This is a genomic window from Achromobacter insuavis (assembly GCF_902859645.1).
Taxonomy (GTDB): domain Bacteria; phylum Pseudomonadota; class Gammaproteobacteria; order Burkholderiales; family Burkholderiaceae_B; genus Achromobacter; species Achromobacter insuavis.
This window is the reverse complement of the sequence record NZ_CADIJR010000038.1, coordinates 1-19,309: the sequence shown is the minus strand read 5'-3', so window position 1 is coordinate 19,309 and position 19,309 is coordinate 1. Positions and strand designations below refer to the sequence as shown.

General features: G+C 70.0%; 20 protein-coding genes. 14 read left to right on the top strand and 6 right to left on the bottom strand.

Annotated features, from left to right (window positions below; genetic code table 11):
* The first annotated feature begins 8 nt into the window (after positions 1 to 8).
* The 5 genes from H0523_RS18750 to H0523_RS18730 are packed head-to-tail and all read left to right on the top strand — an operon-like array spanning position 9 to position 5,515.
* Positions 9 to 1,157 carry an ABC transporter substrate-binding protein gene (locus tag H0523_RS18750; protein WP_231689839.1) on the top strand — a complete coding sequence of 383 codons (1,149 nt, stop codon included), beginning with the start codon at positions 9 to 11 and terminating at the stop codon, positions 1,155 to 1,157.
* Positions 1,154 to 2,242 carry a FecCD family ABC transporter permease gene (locus H0523_RS18745; RefSeq protein ID WP_054430370.1) on the top strand — a complete coding sequence of 363 codons (1,089 nt, stop codon included), beginning with the start codon at positions 1,154 to 1,156 and terminating at the stop codon, positions 2,240 to 2,242. The genes H0523_RS18750 and H0523_RS18745 overlap by 4 nt, the downstream gene beginning before the upstream one ends.
* Entirely contained in the window at positions 2,239 to 3,042 is an 804-nt protein-coding gene (locus H0523_RS18740) for an ABC transporter ATP-binding protein (RefSeq protein ID WP_054430369.1), read from the top strand. Before H0523_RS18745 ends, H0523_RS18740 begins: the two co-directional genes overlap by 4 nt.
* On the top strand, positions 3,039 to 4,121 hold the full coding sequence (locus H0523_RS18735) for a hypothetical protein (RefSeq protein ID WP_054430368.1): 1,083 nt from the start codon (positions 3,039 to 3,041) through the stop codon (positions 4,119 to 4,121). Before H0523_RS18740 ends, H0523_RS18735 begins: the two co-directional genes overlap by 4 nt.
* Before the next feature lie 14 nt (positions 4,122 to 4,135).
* Positions 4,136 to 5,515, top strand: coding sequence for an MmgE/PrpD family protein (locus H0523_RS18730; protein WP_054430367.1), 1,380 nt, complete (start codon positions 4,136 to 4,138; stop codon positions 5,513 to 5,515).
* On the opposite strand, the gene H0523_RS18725 is transcribed toward H0523_RS18730, so the two are convergent.
* Both H0523_RS18725 and H0523_RS18720 read right to left on the bottom strand, forming a co-directional pair.
* Positions 5,490 to 6,140: a TetR/AcrR family transcriptional regulator gene (locus H0523_RS18725; protein ID WP_156333409.1), complete on the bottom strand. Its 651-nt coding sequence runs from the start codon at positions 6,138 to 6,140 to the stop codon at positions 5,490 to 5,492. The genes H0523_RS18730 and H0523_RS18725 overlap by 26 nt on opposite strands.
* A 146-nt stretch (positions 6,141 to 6,286) precedes the next feature.
* Positions 6,287 to 7,189 carry a LysR family transcriptional regulator gene (locus H0523_RS18720; RefSeq protein ID WP_054430365.1) on the bottom strand — a complete coding sequence of 301 codons (903 nt, stop codon included), beginning with the start codon at positions 7,187 to 7,189 and terminating at the stop codon, positions 6,287 to 6,289.
* 129 nt (positions 7,190 to 7,318) lie between these two features.
* Between H0523_RS18720 and H0523_RS18715 the strand changes: the two genes are divergently transcribed.
* The 3 genes from H0523_RS18715 to H0523_RS18705 all read left to right on the top strand — a co-directional run bounded on the left by H0523_RS18715 (position 7,319) and on the right by H0523_RS18705 (position 10,459).
* Positions 7,319 to 8,251: a 2-hydroxyacid dehydrogenase gene (locus tag H0523_RS18715; protein ID WP_054430364.1), complete on the top strand. Its 933-nt coding sequence runs from the start codon at positions 7,319 to 7,321 to the stop codon at positions 8,249 to 8,251.
* A 107-nt stretch (positions 8,252 to 8,358) separates the two neighbouring features.
* On the top strand, positions 8,359 to 9,357 hold the full coding sequence (locus tag H0523_RS18710; RefSeq protein ID WP_054430363.1) for a Bug family tripartite tricarboxylate transporter substrate binding protein: 999 nt from the start codon (positions 8,359 to 8,361) through the stop codon (positions 9,355 to 9,357).
* Between the two features lies 1 nt (position 9,358).
* On the top strand, positions 9,359 to 10,459 hold the full coding sequence (locus H0523_RS18705; RefSeq protein ID WP_054430362.1) for an NAD/NADP octopine/nopaline dehydrogenase family protein: 1,101 nt from the start codon (positions 9,359 to 9,361) through the stop codon (positions 10,457 to 10,459).
* On the opposite strand, the gene H0523_RS18700 is transcribed toward H0523_RS18705, so the two are convergent.
* Positions 10,348 to 11,376: a LysR family transcriptional regulator gene (locus H0523_RS18700; RefSeq protein WP_054430361.1), complete on the bottom strand. Its 1,029-nt coding sequence runs from the start codon at positions 11,374 to 11,376 to the stop codon at positions 10,348 to 10,350. The genes H0523_RS18705 and H0523_RS18700 overlap by 112 nt on opposite strands.
* 100 nt (positions 11,377 to 11,476) lie before the next feature.
* Here H0523_RS18700 and H0523_RS18695 point away from each other — a divergent pair, with 100 nt between their 5' ends.
* Positions 11,477 to 12,559, top strand: coding sequence for a site-specific integrase (locus tag H0523_RS18695; protein WP_054430360.1), 1,083 nt, complete (start codon positions 11,477 to 11,479; stop codon positions 12,557 to 12,559).
* A 118-nt stretch (positions 12,560 to 12,677) separates the two neighbouring features.
* Positions 12,678 to 14,231, top strand: a complete 1,554-nt coding sequence (locus H0523_RS18690; RefSeq protein WP_054430359.1) for a sensor domain-containing diguanylate cyclase — start codon at positions 12,678 to 12,680, stop codon at positions 14,229 to 14,231.
* Here H0523_RS18690 and H0523_RS18685 read toward each other — a convergent pair.
* Positions 14,228 to 14,647, bottom strand: coding sequence for a DoxX family protein (locus H0523_RS18685; RefSeq protein WP_054430358.1), 420 nt, complete (start codon positions 14,645 to 14,647; stop codon positions 14,228 to 14,230). The two genes, H0523_RS18690 and H0523_RS18685, sit on opposite strands and share 4 nt — an antisense overlap.
* A gap of 123 nt (positions 14,648 to 14,770) precedes the next feature.
* Between H0523_RS18685 and soxR the strand changes: the two genes are divergently transcribed.
* Both soxR and H0523_RS18675 read left to right on the top strand, forming a co-directional pair.
* Positions 14,771 to 15,235 carry a redox-sensitive transcriptional activator SoxR gene (gene soxR / locus H0523_RS18680; protein ID WP_054430357.1) on the top strand — a complete coding sequence of 155 codons (465 nt, stop codon included), beginning with the start codon at positions 14,771 to 14,773 and terminating at the stop codon, positions 15,233 to 15,235.
* A gap of 213 nt (positions 15,236 to 15,448) precedes the next feature.
* The gene (locus H0523_RS18675) at positions 15,449 to 17,212 is read left to right on the top strand and encodes a GGDEF domain-containing protein (RefSeq protein ID WP_054430356.1); all 1,764 of its coding nucleotides are present in this window, start codon (positions 15,449 to 15,451) and stop codon (positions 17,210 to 17,212) included.
* Positions 17,213 to 17,289: 77 nt separating this feature from the next.
* Here H0523_RS18675 and H0523_RS18670 read toward each other — a convergent pair whose 3' ends face one another.
* The gene (locus H0523_RS18670) at positions 17,290 to 17,439 is read right to left on the bottom strand and encodes a hypothetical protein (protein ID WP_180180120.1); all 150 of its coding nucleotides are present in this window, start codon (positions 17,437 to 17,439) and stop codon (positions 17,290 to 17,292) included.
* Positions 17,440 to 17,892: 453 nt separating this feature from the next.
* On the opposite strand from H0523_RS18670, the gene H0523_RS18665 reads away from it, so the two are divergent.
* Positions 17,893 to 18,471, top strand: a complete 579-nt coding sequence (locus tag H0523_RS18665) for a TetR/AcrR family transcriptional regulator (protein WP_054430355.1) — start codon at positions 17,893 to 17,895, stop codon at positions 18,469 to 18,471.
* A gap of 81 nt (positions 18,472 to 18,552) precedes the next feature.
* Complete coding sequence (locus H0523_RS18660; RefSeq protein ID WP_054430655.1) at positions 18,553 to 19,032, top strand: nuclear transport factor 2 family protein; 480 nt, start codon at positions 18,553 to 18,555, stop codon at positions 19,030 to 19,032.
* A 9-nt stretch (positions 19,033 to 19,041) separates the two neighbouring features.
* On the opposite strand, the gene H0523_RS18655 is transcribed toward H0523_RS18660, so the two are convergent.
* Positions 19,042 to 19,309 (bottom strand): type II secretion system protein N (locus H0523_RS18655; protein WP_306670202.1); only part of this gene is annotated, 268 nt, incomplete at its 5' end.

The following is a 19,309-nucleotide window of genomic DNA, read 5'->3' as shown; positions in this document are numbered from 1 at the left end:
CCGTGCCCGTGACACCCTCCCGCCCCCGCCGGGCGATCCTGCGCGGCATGGCCGGCGCCGCGCTGCTGCCTCTGGCCACGGCGGGCGGCACCGCGCAGGGCACCGCCACGCTGACCGATATCGCCGGCCGCCCGGTGCGGGCGCGCCTGCCGGCCCGCCGTATCGTGCTGGGCGACGGCCCGCTGGCCTACGTGGTCGCGCTACTGCGTCCGGACGATCCATTCACGCCCATCGTGGGCTGGGGCGACAACTTCCGTTCCGCCGACCTGGGGGGCTACCAGGCTTATCGCCAGCGTTTTCCCACGATCGACCGCATTCCCACGTTTCGCGGCTCCAATGTGGGCGCCATCGACATCGAACTGGCGATTTCGCTGGAACCGGACGTGGTGGTGTTGAACCTGAGCTCGCGCGCCGCCGCCGAATCGTCCGGCCTGGCGGCGCGGCTGGCGCGGGCCGGCGTGCCCCTGGCCTACGTCGACTTCCGCACGCGCATGTTCGAGAACACCCGACGCAGCATCGAAATCATGGGCGAGGTGCTGGGCGAGCCTGTCCGCGCCCAGTCCTTCCTGCGGTTTCGCCAGCGACAGATCGACCGTGTCATGGCGCCGTTGCGGGACCTCGGCCATCGCCCCAGCGTCATGGTCGAGCGGGCGGCCGGCCTGTATGACGATTGCTGCCTTTCCTATGGCGATGGCAATTTCGGCGAACTGGTCACGGCCGCCGGCGGCGACAACCTGGGATCGCACTGGTTGCACGGCACCTTTGGCACGTTGCACCCCGAGCAGGTGATCGCCGCCGATCCGGAAGTCATTCTGGTGACCGGGGCCGACTGGAGGCTGTATTCGCCGACGGGCGACTGGGTCAATCTCGGCCCGGGCGCCGATCCGTCCGAAGGCCACGCGCGCCTGCGGCGCCTGATGCAGCGGCCGGCCTATCGCACGCTCGCCGCCGTGCGGCGGGGGCGGGTACACGCCATCTGGCACCCCTTCTATGACAACCCCTACTACTTCGTCGCCTTGCAGAAGGTCGCCAAGTGGCTGCATCCCGAGCGTTTCGCCACGCTCGATCCCGACGCCACCTTTCGCGAACTGCATGCGCGATTCCTGCCCGTTGCCTATCAACCGGGCTACTGGCTCAGCCTGAACACCGACTCATGACACACGAACGCTCTGCGCTGTCCGCCCCGCACCCCGCCTCGCCGGCCGAACGCGAACAAGGCCGGCGGGCCTACCGGCGACTGGTCCGGCGCCGGCGCCTGATCCTGCTCGGCATCGCCCTGTTGACGCTGGCTTGCCTGGGCCTGGATCTCTCGACCGGCCAGGCGGTCTATCCGCCCGGGCAAATCCTGGCCGCCTTGTGGCGGCCGGATGCGCCCTTGGCGGTGCAGGTCATTTTCTGGGAATTGCGCCTGCCGGTCGCCCTGTCCGCGCTGGTGGTCGGCGCCAGCCTGGCGGTGGCCGGCGTGCAGATGCAGACCGTGCTGAACAATCCGCTGGCCAGCCCCTTTACGCTGGGCCTGTCCGCCGCCGCCAGTTTCGGCGCCGCCATCGGCCTGGTGCTGGGCGTGACGCTGTTGCCCGCTGCGGCCGTGGCGTATGCCATCCCGGCCAATGCCTTTCTCGTTTCCATGGGCGCCGCGCTGTTCATCCACCGCCTGAGCCGCAAACCGGGCATCAGCAGCGAGATGATCGTGCTGCTGGGCACGACACTCGTGTTCTCGTTTACCGCCCTGCTCGAAGCCCTGCAGTATGTCGCGCCGGACCAGGCGTTATCGGCCGTCGTGTTCTGGACCATGGGCAGCCTGTCGCGCGCGAACTGGCTCAAGCTGGCCATCATGGGCGGCGTGCTTGCCGGGGTCTGGCTGGTCTTTGCGCGCCAGGCATGGGCCCTGACGGCGCTGCGGCTGGGCGAGGCGCGCGCGGCCAGCCTGGGCATTCCCGTCGCCCGGCTGCGCCTGAGCAGCATCCTGCTGGGCAGCCTGCTGGCCTCGGTCTGCGTGTCGTTTGTCGGCACCATCGGGTTCATCGGGCTGGTGGGACCGCATATCGCGCGGATGGTGGTGGGCGAAGACCAGCGCTTCCTGCTGCCGGCCGCCGCGCTGTGCGGCGCGCTGCTGCTGTCCGCCGCCTCGGTGCTCAGCAAGTCGGTGCTGCCCGGCCAGACCTTGCCGATCGGCATTGTCACCTCGCTGGTGGGAGTGCCGCTGTTCTTCACCCTGATCCTGCGCCGGAGGCGGCCATGAGCGCGCCCCTGCTCGACGTGCGCGGCGTGGGCGCGTCATACGGCGCCCGACGCGTGCTGCACGGGATCGACCTGCCCGGGTTGATGCCGGGCAGCGTGACCGCCTTGCTGGGGTCGAACGCGGCGGGCAAGTCGACGCTGTTGCGCCGCATCGCGGGGGAGTTGTCCGGTCCGGGGGCGGTCGCGGTGGCGGGCCGGTCGGTCGTGTCGTGGCCGCCGCAGCACCCCAATCGCCCCGCCCACGTGCCGCAGGACATCTCCAGCGGATCGTCGCTGCGGGTGTTCGAGGCCGTACTGCTCGCGGCCAAGCAAGGGGCGGGCTGGTCGGTCGATGAGACCGAACTCGACGCCGTGACGCATCTGCTGAAAGCCCTGCGGATCGGCGACCTGGCCGGGCGTGAACTGGCGGCGTTGAGCGGCGGGCAGCGCCAGCTGGTGTCGATCGCCCAGGCGTTGATCCGATCGCCCCGCATCCTGCTGCTGGACGAGCCCACCAGCGCGCTCGACCTGCAACGCCAATACGAGGTGCTGGCCCTGCTGCGCGGGCTGTCGCGCCAGCGGTCGCTATGCATCGTCATGGCGATCCATGACCTCAATCACGCGCTGCGCTTTGCCGACCATGCCGTGGTGCTGCACCAGACAGGCGTGTTCGCCCAGGGCGCGCCGCGACAGGTCATCACCCCGGCCTTGCTCGCGCGGGTCTATGGCGTCGACGCGCGGGTCGAGCCCTGCTCCCAAGGGCACTGGCAGGTCATTGTCGACGGTTCGCTACGCCAGAATTCACCGGAGCCATCGCCATGATCACCTACTGGAAACAGGACGCGCTGCGCGCCCGCGTGGAACGCGCCTCGGGCGGACGGCGCACCGTGCTGTATACCCGCCGCGGACAGGCCAGCTACATGAACCTGATCCTGCGGCAGGATTTTCCCGGCGGCGAACACCCCGCATTCGTTCTGGCCGGACGGCAGCAGCAGGTGTTCTTCTACGGCACCTATGGCGGCGTGATACGCGCCGGCGAACTGCTCAGCCTGCCCGGCCAGGCGCCCGGCAGCGGCATGGATTTCGATCAAGCCCATCGGGCCGCGCGGGCCTGCGGCCCCGGCTGGCACCTGGCCACCAATGCCGAACGGGCCGCGCTGGCGCAATGGTGCCGCGAACGCGGCCACCTCCCGCGCGGCAATACCGACCAAGGCCGGGACGCCGTGGCGCCCGGGCAGCATGGCGTGCGGGTCGATGGCCGCGCGCCCGGCTGCGCCCAGGGCAACCCCGCCACCCTGACCGGCTCCGGGCCCGACCGCTGGCGGCACGACGGCACGGCGCACGGCATTGCCGACCTGTGCGGCAACCTGTGGGAATGGACCGCCGGCCTGCGGCTGCTGGACGGTGAAATCCAGATCATCCCCGACAACGACGCCGTGCAGGCCGACCTGTCCGCGCGCGCCGGCGCCTGGCGGGCGATCCGGCTGGCGGACGGGGCGCTGGTGCCGCCGGGCGCCGCCGGGACGGCCAAGTTCGATTGCCCGCGCCACGCGCCCGAGGGTAACGCGGGCGCGCCGCTGCTCTGCGCGGTCATCCACTGCTTTGCCGGCCAGGCGGGCAGCAACGCCAACACGGCCGGGCTCATGGACGCGCCGTTCGGCGCCATCCGCCCGGCGGCCGGCGTCCAGGCGCCGGCCTTGCTCAAGACCTTGGCGCTTTATCCCGTTGGCCATGCCGCCGAGCGCGCGCAGGCCTATCTGCGCAACTACGGCGAACGCATGATGCTGGCGGGCGGCGCCTGGTACTCGGGCCTGGACGCCGGACTGAATGCGTTGTGCCTGAGCCATGCCCACGACCACGCCAGCGCCACCGTCGGCGCGCGCCCAGCCTTCATGCCTTGAACCGGGAGAACCCCATGTACGCCCAGGATCCGATCTCACCCTTGCTCGACGCCGCCCACGCGGTCCACAGCGACCATATCCCGCCTGCCACCCTGGCGTTCCAGCGTCTGCGCCTGCTCGACCACCTGGCCTGCCTGGCCGCGGGTTACGACGCCTCCGGGGTCGACGCCGCCCTGTCGCTGGCGCGGCGCTGGAGCGGCGCCGAGGAAGCCACCGTGCTGGGCACCGACACCCGCCTGGCCGCGGGCCAGGCGGCCTTCGTCAATGCCGTGCGCGCGCGGGCGCTGGATTTCTGCGACGTGATCTCTCCGGGCTGGCATCCAAGCTCCTCGGATATTCCGGTCGCGCTGGCCATGGCGGAGCACTGCGGCGCCTCCGGGCGCGAATTGCTCGCGGCGCTGGCCATCGGCCAGGATGTCGGCCAGCGTATCAATCTGGCCGCGCAGGCCCACGGTTTCTTCTACCGCGGCTTCGATTCCAATGTCCTGGGCCTGTTCTCCGGCGCCGTCATCGCGGCCAGGCTGTTGCGCCTGCCGCGCGAATCCTTCACGTCGGCGGTGGGGCTGGCGTTCGATTCCGGCATCGGCACCTTCCAGCACTATCAGGACAAGGTCCTTGCGGTCCGCATCGGCCAGGCCATGGTGGCGCGCCACGCGATCGAAGCCGCGCAAATGGCGCAGGCCGGCCTGACCGGCCCCCGCCGCATCCTGGGCGGCGAAAATGGCTTTTTCCGACTCTACGCGCCGGGTGAGCCGGACTTGAGCGCCTTGACGGCCGATCTGGGGCACCGCTACCTGGGGCGCGAGGCGACTTGCTTCAAGCCCTACCCGCATTGCAGCATCCTGCTGGCGCTGACGGACGCATTGCTGGCGCGTCGCCATGAACTGCCGCGACCGCGGCTGGCTGGCAGCACCTTGCGGCTGCATGTGTCGCCCACCATGCGCATGGTGTGCGGCGCGCCCTATGCCCCGGCGGAAACCGCCGAAATCGATGCGCAGTTCAGCGCCCGCTATATCGTGGCCAATGCCCTGCTGCGCGGCGCCGCCACCCCGGCGCAGTTCACCGCCAGGGCGGCCCGGGAACCGGCCGTGCAGGCGTTGGCGCAACGGGTGGAGATCATCGAAGATCCCTCGCTGGCGCGCTTCGATGCCTGCCGCCTGGAGATCCGGCCTGCCGATGCCGCGCCGGTCGTGGTGGCGGCCGCGTATGGACGGGGATGGCCGGAAAACCCGCTCGACCAGGCCGCGCTCGAACGCAAATTCATGCTGTGCTGCAGCCTGTCCGCCAGCGCCGCCATGCGCCGCGCCGCCCCCCTTGTCGCCGCGCGGATCAACGATCTGGCGCAGGCGCCCTGCGTCGCCCCGCTGGTCAACGCGCTGGCGGGGAGCGCATAGACATGGCTGGCGGCGGCACGCCCAGCATGCACAGGCAGTCCGCGGCAACGTCACGGGCGAATTCCGAGCAATCCTCCAGGCGTGCCGCGATGGCGTCGTCCGTCACGCCATGCACGCCCGAATAGATCAGCAGCGCCGTGATCCGGGGTCGGGGCAGCGCCCACACCCCGGCGGCCCTGCCCCCTTCCAGGATGCCGAGCAGCTGGTCCAGGATGGCATTCTTGTCGCGGTTCTGGCGGTCGTGGTGGTGGTGATTGCTGTAGACGATGTCGTGCGTGCGGTAGGTGTCGGCGTAGGTCTGGACGCTGGCATGCACCCACGCCCCCAGTTTGCCCACCCAGTCATCCGCGGCACAGGCATCGACGGCGCGTTCGAGCGCTTCCAGGTACTGGCGCGTGTAACGCTGGGCCAACGCCGCCAGCATGTCGGTCTTGGCGGAGAAGTAGTGGTAGAACGTGCCCTTGGCGACCTGGGCCTCTTCCACGATCGCATTGATGGTGGTGGCTTCGACCCCGTTGGCCAGGAACAGCTTTTCGGCGGCGGCCATCAATTCCTCCAGCCGGACCTCCGCGGGTTTGGTACGCGGCGGGCGCGGCGGCTTGTCATCGACTCGGGGGACTTTCATGGGCAACGATTCCGGCATCTGGCAAAGAGACACAGTTTAAAGGCGATCCGTTGTCGCCGCCCCACGATGCGACGATGGCGGCCTTGGGGAAGCAATCATCGGTTGCGAGACGAGCATCGCGGCGCGGCGACGACCCGGCGGCAACCCTAGCGCGCGACCACCTTCGCCGCGGCCTCCCGAACCAGGGCGGCCAGCTTGTCGGCGGCGGGCGCCAGCCGGCGCCCCCGCAGGGTCAGGAGCCCCATCTGGCGCGTCAGCGATGGCGACAACCGGCAGATCCGCAGCCCCTTGGGGGGCCTGGCGGGCAAAGCCAGCCGCGGAAGAATGGCCACGCCCAGCCCGGCCGCGGCCATCGCGATCAAGGTATGGGCCTGTATGCATTCGTACTTCGGCGTCAGGCGGATGCGCGCCCGCGCCGCCGCCTGGTCCAGCAGGATGCGCAGCGACGTGGCGTCGCTGAGCAGCAGCAAGGGCAAGCGGGCGACGTCCTTCAACGGCATCGGGTCCGCCGCGTCCGGGCACAGACGGGGCGCCATCAGCGCGCAGATCTCTTCGGTCACCAGCGGCTCGAACTCGCATTCGGCGCCCATCGGACCGGGCACCACGCCGAAATCCACCTCGCCCTGCAGCACCTGGGCCTGCACGTCCGCCGACTGCCGCTCGCGCACCGACATCCGGACGCCGGGATACAGGGTCTCGAAGCGGGCCAGCACGGGCGGCAGCAACGCGGCGGCGGCAATCGGCGTGGCCGCGACCGCCACGTGGCCGGCCTGCAGGGCCAGCGTCTCCCGCACCTCCCTCACCCCCGCCTCGACCTCGCGCACGCCGCGCCGGGCGGCGTCGAACAGCTGCTTGCCGGCCGCCGTCAGCTGGACGCTGCGCGTGGTGCGGTGGAACAGCTCGGCGCCCACCTGCGCCTCGAGCAATTTGATCTGCGCGCTGATCGCCGACTGCGAGCGATGCGCCTGTTCCGACGCGCCGCGAAAGCTCCTGGTCTCCGCGATCAGGAGAAAGGCGCGGAGCAGATTGAAATTGATGTCGGAAGTCATTGATCAGTTTTTTTGAATAATTCCGGTTGATTTTAGCGATTGTTCTTCATTGAGCGGGCCACTACAGTCGCACCCCGACACGCACAGCAAGGAGCAGATCGTGGCAGTTTCAGAGAGAGCAATCCGTCTATGAGCATTTCCGTTCTGGTGCTCTGCGAGCTGGGTCCCGCGCAAGAGGCGGCCCTGCGGCAGCGCCATCAACCCACCTTCGCGCTGACGCCCGAAGAGCGGGCCCGCGTCGTGCAGACCCGCGGCGCCGAATTCGAGGCGGTGCTGACCATCGGCCTGCTGGGGCTGCGCGCCGATGAAATGGACCGGCTGCCCCGCCTCAGGCTGGTCGCCAGCATGGGCGCCGGCTACGAGAACATCGATGTGGCGGCGGCCCAGGCCCGCGGCATCTGGGTGACCAACGGGCGCGGCGCCAACGACGAATGCGTCGCGGACCACGCCATGGGCATGGTAATCGCGGCGATGCGCGATTTCCGCACCCTGGACCGGCTGTGCCGCGCAGGCGTCTGGCGCACGGCCATCGCCCTGCCCACCAACGTCTCGGGCAAGCGCCTCGGCATCCTGGGCCTGGGCTCGGTGGGCGAACGCATCGCCGGCCGCGCCCAGGCTTTCAGGATGGCGGTCGGCTACCACAACCGCCGCGCGCGGCGGGAATTCGACTATCAGTACTTCGATGACGCGCTGGCGCTGGCGCACTGGTGCGACGTGCTGGTCTGCGCCATGCCCGGCGGCGCGGCGACGCGGCACATGGTCAATGCGGCCGTGCTGCGGGAGCTCGGCCCGGGCGGCTATCTGGTCAATGTCGGCCGGGGCAGCATCGTGGATACGCAGGCCCTGGCCGCCGCGCTGGCGTCCGGCGGCATCGCCGGGGCGGCGCTGGATGTCTATGAAAGCGAACCCGCCCCGCCCCCGGCACTGATCGCGCAGGACCGCCTGCTGCTGACCCCGCACGTGGGCGGCTGGTCGCCGGAGGCGATCGACGCCCAGTTCGGGATCTTCATGCTGAATCTGGAGGGCGTGTTCTTCGGACGGGGGCCGGTCACCCCGGTATAGCGTCGTCGCCGCACGCTCAACGTCCCGTTAAGGCGCGTTGACCATTTGTCGATGGCCGGCCCCGCGCCGCCTTCCTACACTGTGGCCGTCAATCCCTGGAGATGGCCATGATCCTCCCGCGCAGTATCCGCCTGGCAACCTTGCTGCTTCCGTTCTGCCTGCTATGGGGCGGCAACGCCGGCGCCCAGTCCGCCACGGCCGCGGGCGCCTACCCGCAACGGCCCGTCAACCTGATCGTGCCGTGGCCGCCGGGCGGCGCGGTGGATCTGCTGGCGCGCCAGCTGGGCACCGTCCTGGCCAAGGAGCTGGGCCAGCCCATCGTGATCGAGAACAAATCGGGCGCCAACGGCTCGATCGGCCACGCCCAGGCGGTGCGCGCGGCGCCGGACGGCTACACCACCCTGCTCGCCACCAACAGCACCTTCGTGATCGGCCCGCACCTGTACAAGCAGCTGCCGTACCAGCATGAACGCGACCTGGCGCCGGTGTCGCTGCTGGGCGCCAGCCCGCTGGTGCTGACCGTCAACCCCGCGCTGAAGGTCAAGACCCTGGCGCAACTGCTGGCGCTGGCGCGCGAAAAGCCGGGCCGGCTGACCTTCGCCTCGGGCGGCCAGGGGTCCACCAGCCACCTGGCGGCCGAACAGCTGATGGCCCTGACCGGCATCGAGATGACCCACATTCCCTACCAGGGCGGCGGGCCGGCCGCCACGGCGGTGATGAGCGGCGAAGTCGACATGGCCTTCCTGGACCTGGGCGTCTCGCTGCCGTTCCTGAAGTCGGGCCGGCTGCTGCCCCTGGCCGTCTCCAGCGATCAGCGCTCGCCATTGCTGCCCGAGGCGCCGACCGTGGCCGAATCCGGCGTCAAGGACTTCGAGATCGCCACCGCCTTCGCCCTGTTCGTGCCGGCGCGCACTCCCGCCCCGGTGATCGACCGGCTCCACGGCGCCCTGGTCAAGGCGCTCGGCGACGCCGACCTGCGGCAGAAGCTGATCCACCAGGGCGTGATCGTGATGGGCACCAGTCCGGCCGAGCTGCGCGACTACACCACGCGTGAAAACCAGCGCTGGGGCAAGATCATCAGCGACCGCCACATCTCGGTGAAATGACATGCCGCGCAACGATTTCCGTATCGCGATCGTCGGGGCCGGCGGCATCGGCTGCGCCACGGCGGCCTATCTGCGGGCCAGCGGCCTGCCGGTGGCGATGTGGTCGCCCACCGGGCGGCGCCTGCGGCCGCATGCCGAGCCCGGCCGGGCGCGCTTCGACTGCGTCGGCGCGCTGGAGGGCGCCGTGGCGGTGGAACGGCTGGCGCGGCTGGCCGACCTGTCGGACTACAGCCATGTCTTCATCTGCCTGCCCGCGTCCCAGTACCGGCAGGTCCTGCAAGACGCGGCGCCCTACTGGCGCGACGGCCAGACCCTGATCGTCAGCGGCGCCCTGTCGCTGCTGCCTCTGTGGCTGCGGCGGACGGCGGCGGCGCATGGCGCCGACGTCACCGCGGTCGGCTGGAGCACGACCCTCACCACCGCCCACTTCCTGCCTGACGGCCGCCTGCACCTGAACGCGCCGCGCGGCCAGATCGGCATGGCCTGGCTGGCCCCGTCCGAGGGCGGCGGCGACGCGCTGGCCGATTGCCGGACCCTGTTCGGCGACCGGTTCACGCCGGTCGACAACCTGCTGGCCAGCACCCTGGCCAACATCAACCCGATCGCGCATGCGGCGGAGGTGATCCCCAACCTCACCCGGATGGACCGCGGCGAGGCCTGGCCGCTGTTCGGCCACTTCACCGGCGTGGTCGCCAACATGGCGCAGGCGCTGGATGGGGAACGGCTGGCGCTGGCCGGGGCGCTGGGATTCACGCTGCCGACCCTGGCGCAGCATTACTCGCGCTCGTACCACGTGCCGCTGGGCCCGTTGGAGGACATCGCGCGGGCCATCGACGCACGCGGCGCCGGCCCGCTCGGCCCGGCCCGGCTGGCGCATCGCTACGTGCTGGAGGACGTGCCGTTCGGCCTGGTGTTCCAGGAACGGCTGGCGCGCCTCTTGGGCATCGATTGCCCGCTGCTGTCCGCCTGCATCACCCTGCTGGAGGCGGTCTACGCCGAATCGTTCCGCGACCGCAATGACCTGCTGGCCGCGCTGCTGCCCGACGGCATGTCGGCCGAGGCGCTGGTGGCGGCCTGCAGGAGCGCGTGCGCGGCATCGTGAAAGCGCTCGATGATGTCGTCCTGGTGCCACGGCGTCCGGTACACCATCACGATCGGGATCGGCTCCGGCAGCGCCTCGACCGGTAGCGCCACCAGGCTGCCGCGGGCCAGGCGCTCCTCCACCGTGCGCCGGGCCAGCAGGCTCAGGCCCAGCCGGCGTTCGACCAGCTTGAGATTGGTGATGGCGTTCATGGACTCGATGGCGGGCGCGATGGGCGGCAGGTTGTGGTCCAGCAGCAACTGCTCGATCATCAGCCGGGCCTGCGTCGGCCGGGCCGGCAATACCCAGGCCTGCTGTTTCAGTTCGCGCCAGGTCCACGGCGCCGCGCGCGGCGCCAGGGCCAGCGGGTGATCGCCGGCGCACACCACGATCCACTGTTCCCGGCCCACCGGCCGGATCATCAGCCCCTCCTGGCACAGCCCGCCAAGCTCGGACGAGGTGTTCATGGTCAGCAGGACGTCGATCTCGCCGCTTTCGAGCTTGCGCTGCGTGTCGTCCAGGCGGCCTTCGACGATCTGCACCGGCGGCAATCCCGCGTCGCCCGCCATGCCGCGCAGCACGTCGGGCAGCAGCGACCAGGCGATGAAGGGCGGCGCGCCGATGCGCAGGACCGCATCGTGTCCCAGCTTGCGGTCGCGCAGGTCATCGGCCAGATTGGCCACCTCGGACAGCAGCAGGCGGGCGCGGTGCACCAGGATGTCGCCGTCGCGCGTCAGGCTCACGCCGCGGCCATGGCGCTCGAACACGGTGATGCCCAGCAGCGTCTCGATTTCTCCCAGGCCCTTGCTGACCGCGGCGGTGCTCACGCAGAGCTTCTCGCCCGCGGCGCGCATGCTGCCGGTGTCCGCCAGCACCGTCAGCAATTCGAACTGGCGCATCCGCAGCGCGGCGATCATGCGGTAGGTGGAATCATGCATCCGGGCAGCACCTTCGGGGCGGGTAGCGACGTAGCGGAATGATAGTATCCACGGGCGTTGCCACGCCAGGCTCCGCGATCCCGGTCATTTCCCGCCCCGCATGCTGCCCTCCTCCCCGGCCCCGCTGCCCCTGCTGGACCCCCGCGCGCTCGACCGCCAGGCCGACGCCGCCATGCGCGACCTGCTGCGCGAAGGCAGTTCGCCCAATACGGCCGCCAGCTATCGCGCCGCGATCCGCTACTGGTCGGCCTGGTTCGGCCTGCGCTATGGCCAGCCGCTGGCCCTGCCCCTGTCCGAGGCGGCGGTGATCCAGTTCGTGGTGGACCACGCCCAGCGCACCGGCGCCCACGGGCTGACCTCGGAACTGCCGCCGGCGCTGGACAGCGAGCTGGTGCGGCTCAAGGCCAAGGGCCGGCTCGGGCCGCCCAGCCTGAACACGCTGCTGCAGCGGCTGTCGGTGCTGTCCAAGGCCCATGAACTGGCCGGGCTGCCCAACCCCTGCCGCGCCGCCGCCGTGCGCGAGCTGCTGGCCCGTACCCGCCGCGCCTACGCCCGCCGCGGCGCGACGCCGGCCCGCAAGGACGCCCTGACGCGCGAGCCGCTGCAGGCCCTGCTGGACACCTGCGACGACTCCCTGCGCGGCCAGCGCGACCGGGCGTTGCTGCTGTTCGCCTGGTCCAGCGGCGGCCGGCGGCGCTCCGAGGTGGTCGGGGCCACCGTCGAGAACACCCGCAAGGTGGGCGAGGACTACCTCTATCTGCTGTCGCACTCCAAGACCAACCAGTCCGGCGCCGACCGCGCCCAGGACCGCAAGCCGATCGCCGGCGCGGCGGCGCGGGCCCTGGACGCCTGGCTGGCCGCCAGCGGCATCCGCCAGGGCGCGCTGTTCCGCCGCATCCGCCGCGGCGACGTGATCGGCGAGCCGCTGGCCGCCGCCGCGGTGCGCGCCATCGTCCAGGAGCGCTGCCGGCTGGCGGGTATCGAGGGCGATTTCTCGGCCCACAGCCTGCGCTCGGGCTTCGTGACCGAGGCCGGACGCCAGAATGTGCCGCTGGGCGACGCCATGGCCATGACCGGCCATGCCAGCGTGGCCACCGTCATGGGGTATTTCCGGGCCGGCGCCGCGCCCCGGTCGCGCGCGGCGCGCCTGCTGGACACGCCATCCGGGGACGAAACACCGTAGCGCGCCAGCCACACCCGCTCGATCCCGGGGAGACCCGGCGCGCGCTTGCATACAATGGCGCCTGCCGGCACACCGCAGCGCCGCGCCCATAACGAGACCCATGCCTGCTGTGCTCCCCATGCGAATCAATCTACGCGGCCTGGTGCTCGCGCTTACGATATTCAGCGCCATCGCCGCTACCGCCAATGCCCTGTACGCCAGCTACCGGCTGCAGCGCGAACAGCTCATCACCACCACCCTGGAAGCGAACCGCGTCTACGCCGCCAAGCTGGCGCAGAGCGCCGGCGGCTTCCTCAAGGCGGCCGAGCGCCAGCTGGGCTACAGCGCGCGCCAGATCGCGGCGCACATGAACGCCCCGGACATGCTGGCGGCCGAGGTGCGGCGGGTGCAGGAGCAGAGCGACACCTTCAATTCGGTCGGCGTGGTCGGCCCCGACGGCGTGATCCTGGCCACCACCCAGGACTTCCGCAGCTTTCTCGGCACCCGCATCGACAGCCCGGGCAGCCGCGCCGCGCTGCAAAGCCGCCATCCGGTCATCACCAAGCCCTACGTCTCGATCGCCGGCAATCTGCTGATCAACCTGTCCTACCCCATACTGGCCGCCGATGGCCGCTTCCTGGGCTATATCGCCGGCACCCTGCACCTGCGCAAGGAAAGCGCGCTGGACGACCTGCTGGGCCTGCACCACTACAAAGACGGCTCCTACCTCTACGTGGTGGATGGCGACGGACGGCTGATCTATCACACCGATGCGAGCCGGGTCGGCGAGGTGGTGAGCGGCAATCCGGTGATCGAGGCGGTGATCGAGGGCCAGGCCGGCGCGCGCCGGGTGGTCAATTCACGCGGGGTGGACATGCTGGCCGGCTACGCGCCAGTGCCCGCCAGCGGCTGGGGCGTGGTGGCCCAGCGCCCCACCGCCGTGACCCTGGAACCGATCCGCGAACTGCTGTGGGCGCTGCTGGGCTACGCCGCGCCGCTGGCGCTGGTGTTCCTGCTGGCGATCTGGTGGTGCGCGCGGCAGATCTCGCTGCCGCTGTCGCAACTGGCCACCAACGTCGAGCACCATGACGTGGCGGTGGCGATGCAACGGGTCAAATCGGTGCGCGCCTGGTATTTCGAGGCCGAACGCCTCAAGCGCGCGGTGATCTGGAGCTTCACCACCCTGCAGGAGAAGATCGGCAAGCTGAACCTGGCCAGCATCACCGACCCGCTGACCGGCCTGCGCAACCGGCGCGGCACGCAGGACGCGGTCGATCACCTGCAGGCCTCGGGCACGCCGTTCTCGGTGCTGGCGCTGGACATCGACCACTTCAAGCAGGTCAACGACACCTACGGCCACACCGCGGGCGACAAGGTGATCCAGGACGTCGCCCAGCTGATGCGCGACTGCTCCCGCCCCGGCGACATCCTGTGCCGCAACGGCGGCGAGGAATTCCTGATCCTGCTGCCGGGGGTGGCGCCGACAGAAGCGGTGATCGTGGCCGAGCGGCTGCGCCAGCGCACCGCCGAACGCGAATTCCCGCAGGTGGGCGGCATCACGATGTCGGCGGGCGTGGCGCAGTGGCCGACCAGCGGGCCGGACGTGGTGCAGGTGTTCCACGCGGCCGACGCCGCCCTGTATGCCGCCAAGCAGCAGGGCCGCAACCGCGTGGTGCTGCACGGCACCCCCTAGGCCGCCGCCAGCGCCCGGTAGTGGCTGGCGATGGCGGCCGCGAACAGGCCGCCGATGACCGACACGTGCTCCAGCGCGAAAAACAGGGCCAGCTTGGCCTGCGGTTCGGGCAGGCGCCAGAAGGCGTGCACGATGAAGATCGTCAGCGCCAGGAACACCGCCAGCGCGGCGGCGGCCAGCCAGACCGCGCGGTCCGCCAGGATCAGGATCGAACCGGCCAGCATCAGCGCCGCCACCGCGATATTGAACAGCCGCGCCGGCTCCAGCCCGGCGCCGCGCATTTCCGCCACCCCGCCCGGAAAGTCGATCAGCTTGGCGGCGCCCGAGGCGATGAACACCACCGCCAGGCACAGCCGGGCGATGAACCAGAGCCAAGAGCTCTGAAGCAGGGATTCGATGTACTGCGGCGTCTGCATGGGTCCTGTTCCTGATGGTCGGCGCTGCCCCGCCCGGCGGACGGGGCGGCATGCGGATCCGGCGGGTTGCCAAATCCGGCGCGACGGACTATAAGACCTCAACCTAACTTGAGGTCAACTTCCATGGCGGGCGACAAGCCGATCGACATCACGCGGCTCATGACGGTGGGCGAAGTCGCCCGGCGCAGCGGCGTGCCGGTCTCGACGATCCACTTCTACGAAGCCAAGGGCTTGATCCAGAGCTCGCGCAGCGGCGGCAACCAGCGCCGCTTTCCCGGCATCGTGCTGCGCTACATCGCCATCATCAAGGTGGCACAACGCACCGGCATTCCGCTGGAGGAAATCCGCGAGGCCATGTCGCGCTTCCCGCAGGACGGCAACAAGCTGACGCCAGCACAATGGAAAGCGCTGTCGTCGCAATGGCGGGCCAACCTGGATGAACGCATCCGCAAGCTGACCCGGCTGCGCGACGAGCTGGACAGCTGCATCGGCTGCGGCTGCCTGTCGCTCACGGACTGTCCGCTGCGCAATCCGGACGACGTGCTGGGCCGCGACGGACCGGGGCCGCGCATCCTCGAACGGCCATGAACCGTCGGGCGGGCCGCCGAGCGCGTGTTTTACCCGCGCGGGCAGCCGGATTGCGTGAATTTCGCGCCATGGCGTAATCGGCTGCATTCAATTGCAAGACTGTTGCGCCGGCAGCGGCGATAACGCAATGCCATGTATCGCGGCGGGCCTGGGGGCCGCGCAATTACAGTATCCTGCGCGCACAGTCACATCGCATCAGGCCGGCCCACCCGTATGCTGCGCAGTAGATTCTCGATCAAGTCACTGGAACGCTATTTCCTGATATTGGCGGCGGGCGTGCTGCTGCCGATGTCGGTGCTGACGGGGATCCTGCTGCTCCAGAGCCGCGCCGCCTATCTCGCCACCGGCGACGCGCTGCGCGCCTTCGCCATCGTCCGCACCACCATCACGGCCATGGAAACGGTGTCCGCCGAGCGCGGCCCCATGAATGCCGCCCTGGGCGCCGACTACCCGGTCGCCGAATCGCTGCTGGATGAGCTGCGGGCGGCGCGCGAGCGCAGCGATACCCGCATCGCCGACCTGCTGGCGCTTTACCGCGCCCCGCTCAATCCGAACAGCGCGCGGGAATTCACCAACATCCAGCGCATCCGCTACGCGCTGATCAAGGCCCGCGACAACGCCGACGCGCTGATCGCCACGCCGCGCGCCGACATCTCGGGCCAGCGCGTGCTGGCGGCGGTGAACGGCATGGTGGCGCTGGTGCCCGAGCTGCAGGCGGCGATGGCCGAGAGCGCCGGCGTGGTGATGCAGAACGAGGCCGACGCGCCCAATCTGCTGACCCTGGCGCTGCTGGCGAGCGAGCTGCGCGAACAGGCGGGCCTGCTGGGTTCGACCTTCACGCCGGCGCTGGCCAAGCACCGCCAACTGACCGAATCCGACGAATACCGCATGGAGCGGGTGTTGGGGCGCATCGACCAGTTGCACGACCTGCTGGAAATGCGGCTGGCGGCGCGGCCGGACCTGCGCGCGTCGCTGGCCTATGGCGACCTGCGGCACTTCTATTTCGGCGAGGGCATGCGCTATCTGGCGGAGGTGCGCGACATGGCGGCGCTGCAACCCGGCGGCGCCACCATCAGCGCGCGCGAGCTGGCCGCGACCTACGTGCCGCTGATGCATGCCATCAGCCAGTTCCGCGACCTGATGCTGGACCAGATGGAGGCGAGCATGCGCGAGCATCGGCGCCATGCGATCCGGCTGCTGGTCATCACCCTGGTGGCCGCCGCCGCGCTGGCGGTGGCGCTGATGCTGTCGCTGCGGCAATTCCGCCTGCGCGTGATCCGGCCGTTCGTGCAGGCCACCCGCATCATCGGCGCCATCGCCAACGGCACGCCAGCCGCCGCGATTCCGGTGGGCAAGTACCGCGGCGAGGTCGACGGCATGTTCGAGGCGCTGAGCGTGCTCAAGGACAACGCCGCCGCGCGCAAGCGCGCCGAACTGGAACGCGACCGCCTGATCGTCGACCTGGCGGTCATGGCCGAGACCGACTTCCTGACTGGCCTGCTCAACCGCCGCGCCTTCGAGAGCCGCCTGGATCAGGCCCTGTCGCAATGGCGCGGCGCCGGCGCGGCGCTGGCCTTCATCCTGTTCGACATCGACGATTTCAAGGGCATCAACGACACCTACGGCCATGCCAGCGGCGACGAAGCCCTGAAAACGGTCGCCGAGCTGTGCCGGCAGACCTTGCGGCAGGCGGACGTGGTGGCGCGGGTGGGCGGCGAGGAATTCGCCGTGCTGTGCCACGTCGGCACGGCCGACCAGGCGGTGGAAATGGCCGAACGCATGCGCCAGCGCATCGCCCAGGCCCGGGTGACGGCGGAGAACGGCACGGTGTTCGGGCTGACCGCCAGCTTCGGCGTGGCCCTGGCGCGCGGGCCCGAAGCCGGCACGGCCGACACCTTGTTCCGCCGCGCCGACGAACTGCTTTATCGCGCCAAGATGGATGGCAAGAACCGGGTGGTGCCCGGAGACACCGGCTGACGGCGGACAGCCGCCTTCGCGCCGCCCAAAAAAAACGCCGCGTCGGATTCGACGCGGCGTTTTTGCCTTGAAGCGGGTCAGTCAGGGACGCGGGTCGCGTTCTTGTCCTGGGTGGCCTCGGTGGTTTCCGGGCGGGAGGAGGTTTCGGGGTCCGGGCGCGAGCCTGGCGCCTTCCAGTTCAGCGGCGGAACTTCAAAGCGCGGTTTCTTGGCGATCAGTTGGGACATGTGCGTACTCCTGTGTGCGATGTCGGCCTGCCCTGCGCAGGGAACGACTCGGATATCCAGCGCGCCCGGGATGCTCTGGTGGCAATGCGAGGGAGGCATCAGGAACGGGCGCCAGGGCATGGCCCTGGGGTCGTCGACGGGTAAAAGCCGGCGGCCAAGCATGGAGCTTCAATGGAACCGCCTGGGGGAAGGCCAGGACCAGAGCGGTCTTGGTCCTGGCGGACTGGGTTGGCTTGGCGGCCAACGCCTTGGCAGGCATCCGAAATAGTTTCCGGATCTTTGCGTGACGATCTAATGATTTTAGTATTAATTAACAGATAAAGCAAGCATCTTGAGTTTTGCTTATGTATCTGAATGGTGCGGAGATGCTGCCTGCGCCACACACCCGCTTGACTGCGGAGAACGATCGTTCTACGATTGCCCTCAATCCAGATAGAACGATCATTCTCAATCATGTCCGACACGCCCGACCTCCCCGCCGACGACGCCCGTCAACGCCTGCTGCAGGCGACCGAACGGCTGGTCTACGCCGGCGGCATCCACGCCACCGGCATGGATCTCATCGTCAAGACCTCCGGCGTGGCGCGCAAGCGCGTGTACCAGTACTACCCGAACAAGGACGCGCTGGTGGCCGCGGCGCTGCGGGCGCGCGACGAACGCTGGATGCGCTGGTTCATCGACGCCACATCGCGGGCGGCCACGCCCAGGGCGCGGCTGCTGTCCATGTTCGACGCCTTGCGCGAATGGTTCGCCAGCGCGGACTTCCGCGGCTGCGCCTTCCTGAACGCCGCCGGCGAGATCGGCGACGAGGCCAGCCCGGTGCTGGCGGTGGCGCGCGAACACAAGGCGCGGCTGCTCGATCACATCCGCGCGCTGGTCCGGGCGGCCGCGCTGCCCGAATCCGACGAAGCCGCCGCGCAGCTGCTGGTGCTGGTCGACGGCGCCATCGCCGTGGCGCTGGTCTCGCGCGATCCGGCCATCGCCGACAGCGCGCGCCGCGCCGCCGCCACGCTGCTGGGTCCCGGCGACTGAGGCGATGGCGCCGCCCGACCCTAGCGCCCGGCCATGCCCGTGGCGTTCCCGTTTTTCCCACCCGCCTGCGAGGCCTGCGCGATGACATCGACCCCCACCACCCGCCCTCCTCTTCCTCCCTTCACCCGCGACAGCGCGATACAGAAAGTGCGCCTGGCCGAAGACGGCTGGAACAGCCGCGACCCCGACAAGGTGGCGCTGGCCTACAGCCTGGATACGCGCTGGCGCAACCGCGCCGAGTTCGTCAACAGCCGCGAGGAAGCGCGCGCCTTCCTGGCCCGCAAATGGGCCAGGGAACTGGACTACCGCCTCATCAAGGAACTGTGGGCCCACGACGGCAACCGCATCGCGGTGCGCTATGCCTATGAGTGGCACGACGATTCCGGCAACTGGTTCCGGTCGTACGGCAACGAGAACTGGGAGTTCGGCGAGGACGGCCTGATGACGCGCCGCTACGCCTGCATCAACGACCTGCCGATCCAGGAGGCCGACCGCAAGTTCCGCTGGCCCCTGGGCCGGCGCCCCGACGATCATCCGGGACTGTCCGAGCTCGGCCTCTGACCCGAGGCGCTACGGCACCCGCTTGATGCCTTCGCCGTCGTCGCCGGCCTGCGTCGGCAGCGGCAACCGGACCTCGCGCCCGCCATGCTCGACGATCAGCGCCTGCGCGTCGATGCCGACCAGGCGCGCCGAACGGGTGAGCTTGTCGCCGATCGCGTAGGCCTGCGGCGGGCCGCCGTTGACCGACAGCACCGCCGCGCCGCGGCCGCCGCCGGCCAGCACGCCCGCCACCTGCACATCGAGCCTGGCCGGACCGGGCGCCAGCCACGCGGCGACC